Source organism: Bacteroidales bacterium, from assembly GCA_031276035.1.
Taxonomy (GTDB): domain Bacteria; phylum Bacteroidota; class Bacteroidia; order Bacteroidales; family BM520; genus RGIG7150.
Genome location: JAISNV010000001.1, coordinates 46,454 through 61,847, shown reverse-complemented (window position 1 = coordinate 61,847; position 15,394 = coordinate 46,454). Strand labels below are relative to the sequence as shown.

At 33.6% G+C, this 15,394-nt stretch carries 6 protein-coding genes; 1 reads left to right on the top strand and 5 read right to left on the bottom strand.

Annotated features, from left to right (window positions below):
* Positions 1-17: 17 nt before the first annotated feature.
* On the bottom strand, positions 18-551 hold the full coding sequence (locus LBP67_00245) for an acetyl-CoA carboxylase biotin carboxyl carrier protein subunit (GenBank protein ID MDR2083416.1): 534 nt from the start codon (positions 549-551) through the stop codon (positions 18-20).
* A gap of 11 nt (positions 552-562) precedes the next feature.
* The gene (locus tag LBP67_00240; GenBank protein MDR2083415.1) at positions 563-2,110 is read right to left on the bottom strand and encodes an acyl-CoA carboxylase subunit beta; all 1,548 of its coding nucleotides are present in this window, start codon (positions 2,108-2,110) and stop codon (positions 563-565) included.
* 477 nt (positions 2,111-2,587) lie between these two features.
* On the opposite strand from LBP67_00240, the gene LBP67_00235 reads away from it, so the two are divergent.
* The gene (locus LBP67_00235; protein MDR2083414.1) at positions 2,588-5,254 is read left to right on the top strand and encodes a calcium-translocating P-type ATPase, PMCA-type; all 2,667 of its coding nucleotides are present in this window, start codon (positions 2,588-2,590) and stop codon (positions 5,252-5,254) included.
* Between the two features lie 397 nt (positions 5,255-5,651).
* Here LBP67_00235 and LBP67_00230 read toward each other — a convergent pair whose 3' ends face one another.
* The 3 genes from LBP67_00230 to LBP67_00220 all read right to left on the bottom strand — a co-directional run bounded on the left by LBP67_00230 (position 5,652) and on the right by LBP67_00220 (position 15,391).
* Positions 5,652-6,749 carry a Nif3-like dinuclear metal center hexameric protein gene (locus LBP67_00230; protein MDR2083413.1) on the bottom strand — a complete coding sequence of 366 codons (1,098 nt, stop codon included), beginning with the start codon at positions 6,747-6,749 and terminating at the stop codon, positions 5,652-5,654.
* Positions 6,750-6,801: 52 nt separating this feature from the next.
* Positions 6,802-9,258 carry an AMP-binding protein gene (locus tag LBP67_00225; GenBank protein ID MDR2083412.1) on the bottom strand — a complete coding sequence of 819 codons (2,457 nt, stop codon included), beginning with the start codon at positions 9,256-9,258 and terminating at the stop codon, positions 6,802-6,804.
* Between the two features lie 151 nt (positions 9,259-9,409).
* Entirely contained in the window at positions 9,410-15,391 is a 5,982-nt protein-coding gene (locus tag LBP67_00220; GenBank protein MDR2083411.1) for a hypothetical protein, read from the bottom strand.
* Between the last annotated feature and the right edge of the window lie 3 nt (positions 15,392-15,394).

Sequence of the window (15,394 nt, the reverse complement as noted above, 5' to 3'; positions counted from 1 at the left end):
GTAAATAATATAATATTTTAAGCTTGCATCATCTCTTCTTCGAGATATGTATCATCAGTTTCTACATCACTTTGCAAGTTTTCACTTGAAATTTTGAAAAGTAATACATCTTTAGCAATAACTTGTCCCGGTTTAATATTAATTTCGATAATAGTTCCTTCACAAGGAGCTAATATCTCATTGTTCATTTTCATAGCATCAAGAATGCAGAGCAATTCGCCTTCTTTAACATATTGTTCAGTTTTTACTGCTATGCTCTTAATTGTACCCGGAATTTTGGAATATACCGTCCCCGCTTCATGAGGATTGTACTTAGGTCTTTGTAAATATTTATCGGTTAAGCAGGTTTTGTAAGTTAATCCTTCAAGAGGAAGATTACCGAGATGTTGATTCGTTGCAGAACATACTTCCGGTTTATTTTCATTCTCTTCCAAGGATTTCTTTGATGATTTATTTCTTCTCCAAACCGATTTTCTTTCTTTCACTTCAGTTTTTACTTCTGCTTTTGCTTCGGTTTCTACTTTAGTGTTTTCCGATTTATTTTTAGCCATAATACTTAATTTTAAAATGGAGGAATACCATGTTTTTTCTTAAATACATGAACTGATTTCTGACCGGAAATACTTAGGGCATGAACAAGCATATCACGTGTGTCATTAGGATCAATTACCGCATCAATATAGCCGTAAGCAGCTGCTACGTATGGATTTGCGAATTTTTCCTTATATTCTTTTATTTTCTGTTTGCGAACCTCGTCAGGATTTTCCGCATTTTTAATTTCGCTACGGAAAATGATGTTGGCAGCGCCTTCAGGACCCATAACTGCTATTTCTGCGGTAGGCCAAGCAAAAACAAAATCGGCTTTCAAGTGATGAGAACACATTGCAATATATCCGCCACCGTAAGCTTTACGAAGGATAACTGTAATTTTAGGAACAGTTGCTTCGCTGTAAGCATATAGTACTTTTGCACCGTGTCTGATAACTCCGCCGTGTTCTTGGTCAACTCCCGGTAAATATCCCGGAAGATCGACAAGAGTAACAAGCGGAATATTAAAAGCATCACAGAATCTGATGAAGCGCGCGGCTTTATCAGATGAATCAATATCCAGAACTCCAGCAAGTACTAATGGTTGATTTGCAACGAACCCTACAGTATTGCCGTCGATTCTACCGAATCCCACTACAATATTGGGTGCAAATCGTTCATGAACTTCAAGAAAAGTAGATCCGTCTGCAATAGATCTGATAACATCGCGCACATCATAAGGCTGACGAGGATTTGTCGGAAAAACATCATCAATCTTATAACGTTTTGTTAACGGAGCCTTTGATTGAAACCTTAGTGCTTTCTGAGTATTATTCCAAGGAATATAGGATAATAATTCCTTAATCTGTTCAAAACATTCTTGTTCGCTTTCGGCATAAAAATGCGCATTACCTGTTACTTCCGAATGAACTTTAGCACCGCCGAGATTTTCCATGCTTATATCTTCGCCCAAAACGGTTTTAATAACTTCAGGACCCGTAATAAACATTTTGGAAATCTTATTAACCACGAAAACAAAATCTGTGAGGGCAGGGGAATAAACCGCACCGCCGGCACAAGGACCAAGGATGACAGAGATTTGAGGAATTACGCCAGATGCCTGAGTATTACGGTAAAAAATTTCGCCGTAACCCGCAAGAGCGTTAACACCTTCTTGGATACGCGCACCGCCCGAATCATTAATACCGATAAGAGGCACATTGAGTTTGGTAGCAACATCCATTATTTTCGTGATTTTTTTAGCATGCATCCATCCGAGAGAGCCGCCCGCAACAGTGAAATCTTGTGCAAAAATGCACACCGGATAACCGCTTACAGTACCCGTACCCGTAACTACGCCGTCTCCTGGAAGGTACTTTTTGTCCATGTCAAAATCTTTTCCGGCATGTTCAACAAATAAATCATATTCGTGAAAAGAATTAGGATCAAGGATAGCTAAAATACGTTCTCTGGCTGTCATTTTACCTACAGCCTTTTGTTTCATAACAGCTTCTTTTCCGCCGCCTTCGGCTGCTGTTTTTGTCCGTTTCTTAAGATCGGACCGCTTTCTGGTTAGACTCATAATAATTAAATTATGTTATAACACGCTCAACTTTGCAAAGGTAAATAAAAATTAATAATGAGTAATGAATAATTAAAAATTATTTGAATGTTGATGTAATTGTTTGATGATGTGATATTTTTTGATTAAGACTCTTTAGCTTTTCATCTGAATAAATATGAAAATCCTGAAATTATAATGATTTTGTATAGATAAATATTTAGTTGGCAAAAATTAATTAGGTTAATACGGCTAAGCCGGAACATTGATCAATTTAATCTTTTAACTATTTCAATATTAATACGCGTTTGTCAGATAAATATCTTTCGGATTCTCAAAAATAATATTTGTCTTTTATAATTTTTTTCTCACCTTCTTTGTTTTCTTCTTTATAAATTTTCTTAAAATCCGAAGTTTAAAACATCTTTTTGGAGATATCAATCATATTTAATCTCTAAAAAATAGCTTACTTTGCAACGTAATTAATTTTTATAAAAAATGGAGACTGAAGAAAATGATTTTTATAATCAATCGATTGAAGAAACTGAACAGTTTCTGAAAACTAACATTGAAGCCGGATTAAATTCCGAAGAGGTTAAGGAACGCCTGGAGAAAAACGGTTATAATGAATTTGAAAAGAAAAAGCACAAGAGTATTATTGTAAAATTCTTCGAACAATTTAAGAGTTTTATGATTCTTGTATTGATTGTTGCGGCAATTATTTCGGGAGTTGTCGGAGTTCTCAATGGAGAAGGTTTCTCCGATGCGATTATTATTTTAGTAATTGTTGTTTTAAATGCAGTAATTGGTGTTTTTCAAGAATCAAAAGCGGAAAAATCCTTAGAAGCTTTAGAAAAACTTTCGGCGCCACACTGTAAGGTTATTCGTAACGGTGAAGTTCATGTAATAGAATCGCGTGAACTTGTTGCCGGCGATATTGTTATTCTGGAAACAGGGGATGCCGTGCCGGCTGATTTACGCCTTGTGGAAGCTGTTAATCTCAAAATTCAGGAAGCTGCTTTAACCGGAGAATCCGTTCCGACAGAAAAAAATACCGCTATTATAGAAGGTAATGTTTCGATTGGCGATAGATATAATATGGCTTTCGCTTCTTGTACCGTAACTTACGGTCGGGGAAAAGGAATTGTTACTGCTATTGGAATGCATTCGGAAGTAGGAAAAATAGCTTCGATGATACAATCTGTTCCCGACACAAAAACGCCAATGCAGAAGAAATTGGATAAACTCGGAAAGATTTTGGCAATTGCTGCAATTTCCATTTGCGGTTTAATTTTTATTATAGGTTTACTTTACGGCCGCGATTGGTTAACGATGTTTATGACTGCTGTTAGTCTTGCCGCTGCTGCAATTCCGGAAGGATTACCTGCTGTTTCTACTATAGTACTTGCTGTTGGAGTGCAACGTTTGGCAAAACGCAACGCCATCGTCCGCAAACTCCCTTCGGTTGAAACACTCGGCAGTACACAAGTCATTTGCTCGGATAAGACGGGAACTCTAACCCAAAATCGTATGACTGTTGTTAAAATCTATTCCAACGAAAATATTATCGATATTAATGATATTAAAAATAATCTTAATAAAGATTTAGAAAATTTGATGGTTGTTTCAATTCTTGCTAATGATGCTAAAATAAGTAGCGAAGACAATAAGAGTAAAAGTATTGGTGATCCTACGGAAACCGCTCTGATTGATGCCGGATTGAAATTAGGTTTGGATAAAGATGAATTAGATGAGAAAATGCCGAGAATGGCAGAAATACCTTTCGATTCCGAAAGAAAATTGATGACAACAGTTCATAATGTGGAAAATAAGCTTTTGGTAGCTGTAAAAGGAGGATTGGATGAGTTGCTGCAATGCTGTACTAATATCTATGATAACGAAACAATTCGTCCTTTGACGGATAAGGACAAAGAAAATATCTCAAAAGCTAACCTTTCGATGGCCGAACAAGCTTTACGCGTTTTGGCAATCGCATCGAAAAATATTGATAAACTTCCTGGTGAGCTAACTCCTGATGTTTTGGAGAAAGAACTTACATTTATCGGAATGGTTGGAATGATTGATCCGCCGAGGGAAGAAGTAAAAGCAGCCGTTGAGAAATGTCGCAACGCAGGAATTAAACCGGTTATGATTACCGGTGATCATAGGATTACTGCTATGGCTATTGCTAAAGCTTTAGGAATAATGAAAGATGATGATGAAGCGTTAACCGGTACGGATTTGGAAAGTATGTCTGATAAGGAATTAAAATCGAAAGTAGAAAGTGTTGCTGTTTACGCACGCGTTTCGCCGGAGCATAAAGTTCGAATTGTGAAGGCTTTTCAAGGAAATCACAATGTAGTAGCAATGACCGGCGACGGTGTTAATGATGCCCCGGCGCTTAAACTTGCAGATATAGGTATTGCTATGGGAATCACAGGAACGGATGTTTCAAAAGAAGCTGCCGATGTAGTTCTGGCCGATGATAATTTTGCTACTATTGTTTCTGCTGTTGAAGAAGGTCGCAGAATCTATGACAATATTCTTAAGGCTATACAATTTATGCTATCTACAAACATAGGAGAAATCTTGGTTCTTTTTGTAGCAGTTCTTGCTAATTGGGTTTCTCCATTGCTACCGATTCATATTTTATGGATAAATCTTGTAACGGATAGTCTTCCGGCACTGGCATTAAGTGTTGATCCTGCTGAGAAAGATATTATGGAACGTAAACCTCTTGATGGACGAAAGGGAATTATGACAAAACCTTTTACTATAAGGATTTTCTTACAAGGAATTATGATATCTCTTTTAAGTTTAGGGGCATATTATATCGGATTACAAACTGATATTGAAACCGCACAAACTATGACTTTTGCAACGCTTGCATTCGCACAATTAACTTTTGTGTTTACAGTACGCTCACAATCGCGAAGTGTTTTCAGAGGATTATTCAGCAACAAAAAATTACTTTTAGCAATTGCATTAGTATTCGGATTGATGGTAATTGTTTTATTCATCCCAGCATTACAATCTATTTTCCACATTGTTCGTTTAGAAGGAATTCAATGGCTATGGGTTGCTCTATTGTCACTTTCTCCGATACCGATAACTGAAATTTCAAAATTGATAAGGAATTTTATCAGCAAGAAAAAAGGAAATTAATTTGATAATTTAAAGATTGGAGTATTATCTAATCTTAATGTGTAATATTGGTTTGTTGTCACCGGTACGTTGCATAGCAACGTACCGGTGACTGTTATTTAGCTTCTTTCAATTATCTGTAAATCCTGAAAAAATCTTGAAACTGCGATAAATAATCGGATTCCATTAAGTACAATGGGTAGTGTGCAAAGAGCGAATAATTTGATTTATTATAACTAATTGATAAAAATTGATTTAGTTTACAATCTTCATAATGAGAAACCGACATAAACTTATAAAAATTATGGTAGGTTTTCTTGAAATAAAAAATAAGTTTGAATGATAGCTTTCAGATTATTATTCGTAGACTGTTTTCAACATTTTCAATTAATTTATATTTTAAGTTGTGAAATATTATTTACACCCAGTATCCAATCGGATTTCCACCTTTTTCCGAAACTTCAATATCAAAATCATTAAATTTACTTTTGATGATTTCTACGAACCATTCTTTTGATAATTGCTCGGTTTCGTAGTGACCGGCATCTATCAACAGAAGTTTTCCGTCGGGACTATAAAAATCGTGATATTTTACATCGCCTGTAATAAAGACATCCGCATCTTTCCGTATAGCCTGCGGAAGTAAAAATGCTCCCGATCCGGTGCAAATTGCAACTTTGGAAATCATTCTGCCGGTTAATTTAGAATGACGTAAAACCGAAGTTACTAATAAATCTTTTGTAAGTTTTAGAAAATCTTTTTCATTAATGGGTTGTGCCAGCTTTCCGATGACGCCGCTTCCGGCACTGTAATTATCATTATCAATAGCTATAATATTATAAGCAGGTAACTCATATGGATGTGATTGCAATAATGCTTTTATAACATTATCTAAATAATGTGCCAGTACTATTACGTCATATTTCTTTTCCTCTTCAAAATGCAATTTGTTTATATCACCAATAAAGGGATTTGCCCCTTCTTTAGCTTTAAAAGTACCTATACCTTCGCTCGCAAAACTGCATGAATCATAATTTCCAATACTTCCGGCTCCGGCATCAAAAATAGCTTTTAATACCTTTTCGGCATAATCAAGAGGAACATAATATGTTAATTTATAAACATTAGCTTTAGTAGGTTCAAGAATAAAACAATTTTGCAATTTGAATTTCTCCGCAACTAAATAATTTAATCCGCCTTTTACATTATCAAGATTTGTATGTGCCGCATAAATTGCTATATCATGTTTTATAGCTTTGATTATTAATCTTGTTGTGAAATCATTTGTAGTAATCTTTTTGATGGCTCCGAATATAGCAGGATGATGCGTAATTATCATTTCCGCATTTTTTTCAATAGCTTCGTCAAGAACTTCTTCGGTAAAATCCAAAGCGGTTATTATTTTCTTAATCTCTTTATTTGGATCTCCGACTAATAATCCTACATTATCCCAATTTTCGGCATAAGCATGTGGTGCGGATTCCTCGATAATTTTTGCAATGTCTTTTATTTTCATAAACTTTATTTAGTTCTGAATCTTGAATTCATTTTTACATATTTTTATTCTCTTATCCTATTTTCTCAGAGATTAATCTCTGTATCTTTTCACGTAAATGAATATAATTTTCATTTTCTGAAGGGAAAACCGGTTTTAGAAATTCGATGGTTACTTTTGCTCCTAAGCGAGGAAGATTATGTTTTGTAACGGCGAAATCCGTTCCTTGTATAACTATCGGCACAACAGGAACTTTTAACTCAGTACTTAAAATTGCAAAAACATCTTTAAAGTCGTTCATTCCGGTTTTAGAGCGTGTGCCTTCCGGATAAATGGCTATATTTTTATTGTTTGTCAATACGTAAGTTAACTTCTGCAAAGATTCTCGTAGATTGTGATTAATATCCATCAATATTATATTATTTCTGTTTGCTAAATACTTCATAATCGGATTCTTAAAATGCTTTTCTTTTGCAAAGAAATATGTCTTTTTACGGATTTTCTTTTTTAACTGTGTGAACAAAACAACACCGTCGAGCATACTTTGATGGTTGGAAACAAAGATACAGGTATCCTCAGGAATGTTTTCTTTTCCGATACTTTTGAACTTATAACAGAGCTTTATTAAACCGCGGCAAATTCCAAGTAAAAAACTATTCAACCATTTTGCATGCGGAAGTTTAATAGGAGGAATGTCGGAAGATAAAATATCTTTCCACGACATGTTGTCGTTTTGTTGATTAATAACATTACTGCTTCTCTCAATAAAAGCGCTCATTTTACCTAATGTGTCAAGTTCTTCGATATCCTTTTCATTCAAACTTACTCCGAAATTAGTTTCAACAAAAGCCATCAAAGCTATGCGTGTTAACGAATCCATTCCGAGATCGATTTCGAAATGATCATTTTCTTTCGGGTTTTTGCCGGTTTCTTTTGCAATGAAATTTCTCAGAAGAATATATTGCTCGCTTCTGTTGGCATCGTTCTCAACAGTAGTATCCTCAATGACTTCAATAAGGTCTGCAAATTTGAAGCGTTGTAGCTTTCCAAGTCTATTCTTAGGTAGTTCAGCAGAAATTATATGATACTGCTTAATTCTTTTGTATTGTGAAACCGATGAATTGAAATTAATAATATCTTGTTTTATTAATGAGTCGATATCTCCTAACGACGCCACACGAATCTCCTCCATATCAGGAACTATCAATGCTTGCAAAATTCCTTCATGCATGAAAACTCCGATCTCTTTTGTGTATGGCGACATTTTCTGAAACTTGTTTTCCAGTTCATCAGGAATAATATTTTTACCATTGGAAGTAACAATAATCTCTTTTATTCTTCCTGTCAATTTAATTCCGTATTTGTCGATAATTCCCAAATCGCCGGTATGTAACCAGCCGTCAATAATCACTTCCGCAGTTTCTTTCGGACGGTTATAATATCCCTGCATCACATTATCACCTCTGACACAAATTTCTCCGTCGATTGTTTTTACTTCTGCTCCGTCTAAAGGTAAACCGGCATATCCTAATTTCCATTTTCCCGGATGAGTAAAACTTATCATAGGTGAAGTTTCGGTCATTCCATAACCTTCTAAAATTTCAAATCCCAAAGTTTTGAAAATTTTGCCGGTTTCGATAGGTAATGCTGCTCCTCCCGAAACAAGATACTCCAAATGTCCGCCGAACTTTTTATGAACGGAAGAGAAAATCATTTTGGAGAATGCTCGTATTTGAAGTCCTTCCGCAATTTTGTAAATTATCTTAGTGACTTTCTTTGCATTGATTTTTTCCATGACTCCCTTGGAAAGCAATGTATACAAACGCGGAACGCCAATCATCAGGTTAATTTTGCCCTTGCCTAAAATTTTTAGGATACTTTCGCTATTCATCCCTTCGGCAATAAAAATACTTTCACCTATATATAATGGTGCCATCAAAGAGCCCAAAAGTGGGAAAACATGATGTAGCGGTAACAAAATCATCATTGTTCTTTCTTGCGTGATAATCGGAACTTGCTTACAAACCGCATTCAGGTTGAAAAGAATATTTTTGTAAGAAAGCATCACTCCTTTCGAGTTTCCGGTTGTTCCGGAAGTATAAATTATCAATGCCGTTTTTTCAATATCCTCAATATTGAAATCAATAACCGGAAGCATGTTAACTTCGGAAATATCAATATCTTTTGCAGTTAAGACCTTAGCTGTAAGTTTTTCTTCTTCAACAATGATGGAAATGCTTTCCTTTTTTTCTTCCGACGAAAAGATAATGTCGGGCTGACAATCTTTCAGAATGTAAGCAATTTCATCGGGTGTTGACTGTACGTCAATAGGAATTGAGATTGCATCTGCGCGTAATGCTCCGTAAAAAGCATAAATCCATTCTAAAGAATTTTCGCCTATGATGCAAATTCTTTCTGGTTTGTCTTTAGCAAAAGTTTCGGCATAAGCCAAAGAATATTGTAAAAGTTTCGAGTAAGAAATTTCAGTGTCTTTATATGATAAAGCTAATTTTTCGCTTTGTTTGATCATGATTATTTATATTTTATTTTTAACTTAATAAGTTTTTAAGGAGAATCTTCTATTAAATTTTGGTCATATCATTTAGAAGATTTAAAGATTTTAGCATAAGAATAGCTATCGATATTTTAAAATTTCATTTAATGTCATAATTATTAACTGTTTAGCGTTTAATATAGATTTTGATGCCGTCCGATTGACCGCCAAATTCCGGAGCATACATAGATTGAATTTTAGAGATACCGCCGGTAAATTCACCGCTTTGTTGGATATTGACTTTGTATTCAATAATATGCGTACCTTTCGGAAGGTATTCTATGAAGAAATTCATGGATTCATCTTTAATACTGGTGTAATACATCAAATTACCTGTGAATGAATATCCGGAAAGTTTCTGTTCGGGAATAAAACATGCAGGCAGAATATCTTTTAAATGAACATACTCATATTCTCTATCGCTGTTAATAATTATTCTCACAACGATTTTATCGGTATTATTTACTTCTTCATCTTTCCCGATTTCAGTGAAATTTATTGAACTATCGCTATAAGATGATTTCAATATTTTTCTATTAACGGATAATCCTGCTGATGCTGAGGTTACATTTTCGTAATCTGTTGTGTATTGCCAGTAAGCAGCGCCCCATGCGGTTCCTTCCGTTGCTTTGTTGATGGAAATATCAGCAAAATCTTTTGTAATTTCAGGAGCGGAAAAACTTTCTTTAATATATCCCGAACCGGCACTAACTTTTGAAATATCAATATTCATATTGCCGATTGTAATTTCATCTTCGCATTTTACTGTAATCTTTGAGGAATTATTGATCAGGAGTGCATATATTGCTTTGCTTGTTGTAGGACCGCTTTCCCATGAATTAGTACGTTTTTGGTTCAGTAGCCATCTCTGCATTTCAGATATAGATTTACTGTCGCGGGAAATTGTATTATAACATTCAATCAGTGCCGCCATTGTAGCTATTGATGAACTATATGCGTATGAATTTTGCAAATCCCTCCAATACATTCCCAATTCATCACTGTGTAAGGCTCTTTCATTTATCGATTTTAAAATGAGCTGTGCAACCGATTGCTTTCCCGTATTGTGAAGTATTATTGCCGTCATTGCCTGCATTTCCAATCCGTGAGTATTCCAATTATTTGGTAAACAAGAGATGAAAAATTCATATGCCTTAGAATTTTCCTTAGAAATAGAATTATCTGCTGCAAAAATATGTCGTGCATAAAGATATTTAATTATATCCGAAGAAATTACATATTTATCCAAAGAATTATTCTTTTCTAGATTATTATAAGTCTTTGTAATTTCAGTATCAAGATAATTTATAGCCGGATTTAATATAGATTTTATTTCATCGTTAAATTCAATAATATCAAGTGTATATAGGTTTGCAAATCCTATAACAATATTCAATGTTATGTAATAGCTCGGATAATTACTATTTTCAATCCAAGTGAAAGCACCTGAAGAATGTTGCATGTTTTTCAATTTGTTGAACATTGAATTTTTAGTGTAACCTATCTTATTTTCATCGAATAAAGAAGCCATGCGCTCTCTTTGTAATTCTTCATTTTCGGCATCCAGAATCCATGGCGTTTCCGATAAAAGAATATTTTTCAATTCTTGGTTTTGTGCCAATTGTGAAGCAAAGCTTTCAGGATTTGTAATTTTAACTTGTTTATAAACTTCTTGAATTTCCGGATTGGTTTTTACTATATATTCCGAAACTAAATTAGAATACAATTTGTTGAATACGGTTAATGAGAACATTTCATCGCCTTCGGATAAAAACGGTAAGGATTGTATTGCATACCAAACAGGATTTGCCGAATACTCAAAAGTCATTGATTGGGTAGTGTATTTTGAATTTCCGAATTTATTTTTAAAACTATCGAATGTAAATTTATTCAACCCTTTTTTGTTTATACTAAGCGGCAGAGATTCGGTTATTAAAATTTTTGTAGTAAGTACGGGAATAATGTGCTCTTCAATATCCTTATGCGCTATCGTTTCCGCACCGCAACGTATTTTCAGTATTCCTGTGTTTTCCGGAACAAATAATCGCCAGCTTACGTAAGTTGAAGAATTTTCATTGATGTCGAAATGGATTTTGTTTGTTTCAGTGACTTGATTTGTAATATCGTTTCCGAATAAATCATAAACTTCAATAAATGCGGTTCCGTAATGATTCTCCGAAGTGAGGTTAGAAATTTTTGCACTATAATCGATTATGTCTTTTTCGTACAAAACTTTAGGAGTATTAGCTTGAATAAAAATATCTTTTTTAGAAACAATTTCCGTTTCGAAATATCCCGTTGACATATCTTTCGTGTGCGCCCAAGCTCTGAATTTCCATTTTGTCATACTTTCAGGCACAATAAATTCAAATTCTACATTACCGTCTTTATTAGCTTTCAATTGAGGATAGAAAAACGCTGTTTCCCTAAAATCACGCCTGATACTACTCTGGTTTTGATCACTTCCTATATCTTGTCCTGTTTCAAGAATTACCTCTTCATTAACAATAATTCCATCGGAATCAGACATTTCATAAAATTCGGCTTCATCCTCAATAAGTTCTCCTTTCCCCGACAAAGCGCTTTGTTTCATCATTCTTGTATTTGTAGCATTCGGATATATTCCGCCATAATAAACCGGAGAATAAATATTTGCAAGTTTGAAATCATCATACACAACGGGTTTTACATTTTTCGTCTTAAAATTATAATTATTCAATCCCCATTGGCGGGACAAACCATTAATATTTCTGAACGAAAAATTGTATTTTGATTTTACTGAGCGGTATAAGTTAAATCTTGAGGAATTATCTTTAGTGAAGTAATCCAATGACATATCGTACATTGTTGCAAGTAATTCCGCATCTGTAATATTATTCTGGTAATCCGTTAAGGAAAGAGACCAATTTTCCTTAGTACCCGGAATAATGTAATTTCTTTCTGTTAATAATTTAATATTGATATTTTTATTATCGAAGAGAACCTCAATACTTTGTGAATTATTATAAACTCTATTATTGAAAGTTGCCGAAGCAACAATTCTGATATTTCCTCTGTCTTCTTCATTAATATCAAAAGAAAAAGATTTTATTCCGTTGATACTTATATAATCATCATAAATAATTCTTTTCGGGGAATAAACCAGCAATCTGACATTAGTTTTCTTATGTGATGATGAAAGATAAATATTGAATTTTTCTCCCGGTTTTCCGGAACTTTTCGATGTTAGCAAAGATATTCCTTCACTTGAAAAAGTATGTTGTTTTTCTTTGTCGAAAGTGTAAAAATAAAAACTTTCTTCAATATCATTTCCGAAATTATCATTGGTCGATGCATCAATAACATAAAATCCTGCTGCAAGTTTTAAATCCTTAATGTTTATCTTTCCGTCAGAATCATTGATAGTTACAATTAAATCTCCTTTTTCCCAGTTTGTGTATGAATTTTCATTTTTATATGCATCTTTAGGAAGTTTGTTTTTATATTCTTTTTCCGAATAAATAAAGGTATCCGGATCGCTTGCCCATAAACGGGGTCTTGCAATATCGTTGGGTTCAGTGAGTTTGTATATTTTTATTTGAAGTTTTGCCTTTACAGGATCATTATCAGTATTTGTTGTATTTATGATAAATTCGTCGCTGACAAATTCCGGATTTTTTGAACTAAGAATAATACTTTTGTCGGAAATTCTGATTGAATAATTACCTGATATTGTTTCTCCTGAATTATCCGTAACATCAACATTTATGTTAAATAGATATAAAGGCTGGATGAAATATTTTTTGTTTGTGGGGCAAATTGCATTGAAGCATATTATTCCGTCGCCGTTTTCATCTAATGTTATTGTTCCGTTGTCTATTGCTGCATTATTCGAATTGAAGAATCTGAAGTATGAGCTTCTGTTAACAGAATATTTTACTGTGGCATTATTTAAAGAAATTCCGGTTAATGATTTTGCATTAATTTTTATACAAACTTCTTGGTTGGCAATATTTTGTTCCGAAGTTTTTTCAAAGTTTATTTCAAAAGACGGGCGTTTGTATTCTTCAACATTGAAGAAAATTGTATTATTTCCGTCGTCAATAGTGTAAACTCCGGGTTGACAGTCATTAGGTATAATAAATTCTCCGTTACAAGAACCGAACTCATTAGTTCTTAAATTTAATGTTTGAATATTTTTATAATTGCTGTCTTTAAAGTTGATTTTTATGGTTTTATTCGGTACAACAGAAAAATTTTCTTCAAATCCGTTATGAGCTATTGCTTTAAAATAGACGGTTTGCCCCGGACGATAAATTGCCCTGTCTATGAAAAATGAAGTTTGTTGCCTTTCATAACTGTTATTTGAGTATGTATCTATATAATTATCAAATAAAAACTTATCTTCGCCATTACTTATTATAATTGAATAATTCATATAATGCGATGATTTCCCGGATAACTTTTTTAATTCATTTTTATTTACGGTCAGTTTACCTTTATCATCAGTAGTTTGCTTGCTTACCAAAGTTTGTTTTCTGTTTCCTCCCCAGCCTTCTGTAATATAAAAAGATATATTACAATTCTTTAAGTTGTGTCCTGAGTTTCTATCACTTACAATAAATTCCATATTATTGTCGGTATCCAATAATAAAGAATTTAATTTGGTGATTTGAAATGTTGCAATAGTAATTTTATCGTTCTTTTTATTAAAAGAATCTTTATTGCAGATAATAACGGCATAAGCTCCAATTTTAAGAGGCGGTAGAATTATTTCGGCAGTATGTGTTCTGTAATCAATGTTTTCAGGAATGTCAAGTTTAAATTCCTCAACGGGTTTCTTTGATAAAAGTATATCTGAAGTTTTATCATTTTGCAGATTAGAATAAATATTTTTCGATATGAATTCGTCATCAAAATCAATTTGAACAACCCGCACATAAAGTTCTTTCATATTCTTGAAAGAAATACTTGCCGGAAAATATTCGTCAGGATAATTGCAACCGGCAATAACAAGATTGCTGATATCTTCATTTTCAATTTCCAACATTAAATTATAACAATTTATTCCACCTTTGGTTTCAGGAAATTGTCCGTAGTTTTTTTTGCAATATGCCAAGGCTTTTACAAAATAATCTTTATATTCATCAGATATTTCAGGATCATATTCCGAAGCTTTATTATAATAATAATTTGCGATAGCAAACATTATATCGGAGGCGGATTCGTGTTGTGCGAAATTCCTTTCAAGAGAAAATAATGCTTCCAAATATTTTTCATCTTTCCCGTCGAAATCGGTAATATTGTTATAAGCGAATTCAAGTCTCAGTAATTCAGCATCAATAAAAGGCGCCGGATCATTATAATGAAATTTCAAAATATCCTGAAATAATTTCATGCTTAATTCAAGATAGTCGTTTGTTTCGGTGTTTTCTGGTAATACTAATCTTGTAAATGTATTGTAAGTTGAAAGGTAATCTTGGTTATTCAAAGTCTTTCCCAGCAAATTATTTTCCGAATCCGACAAAAATGTTAGTGTTCTGAATGCAAGAATGTCATATAATGTGGGGCGCAGATTTCTGTCAGGATTTTCTTCTTGTTCTAAAATAACCTTATAATCATCAATTGGAATCTTTTGTAATTTTGATGAATTATCAAGCGATTTCAAATAATAATCATAGGCTTTTTCCAGTAAATTTTCTCTGCTCCAGGTGTTTATATCATCTGATTTTTCTGTTGAATTGCTTAGATTTGAAATTTTCCAGAAATTACTTCTTAAATATTGTGTATATAATTGAGCCGTAAGAGAATAATAAATATTTTTCTCCGGGAAATTACTGGTTGTAATTATTTTCTCAAAATCATTAATGGCATTAATCTGAAAGTTTTCCTCATATTGCGATGCAATTTTTACCTTATATATTGAAACAGCAATCATTTCTGGCGAATTGTTTTCTTTTTTTGCATGCTGTTCAATCTCTTCTATAATTTTCAATGCCGATTCGGGTAATTGTTTATTGAAGAACTCATCAACTTTGTTCCATTTACTTTTATAATCATAAGGAGTTTGTGCGTATGCGCCTAATATTATAGAACTTAATAATACAATAAGGCAAAATCTTTTAGGCATATT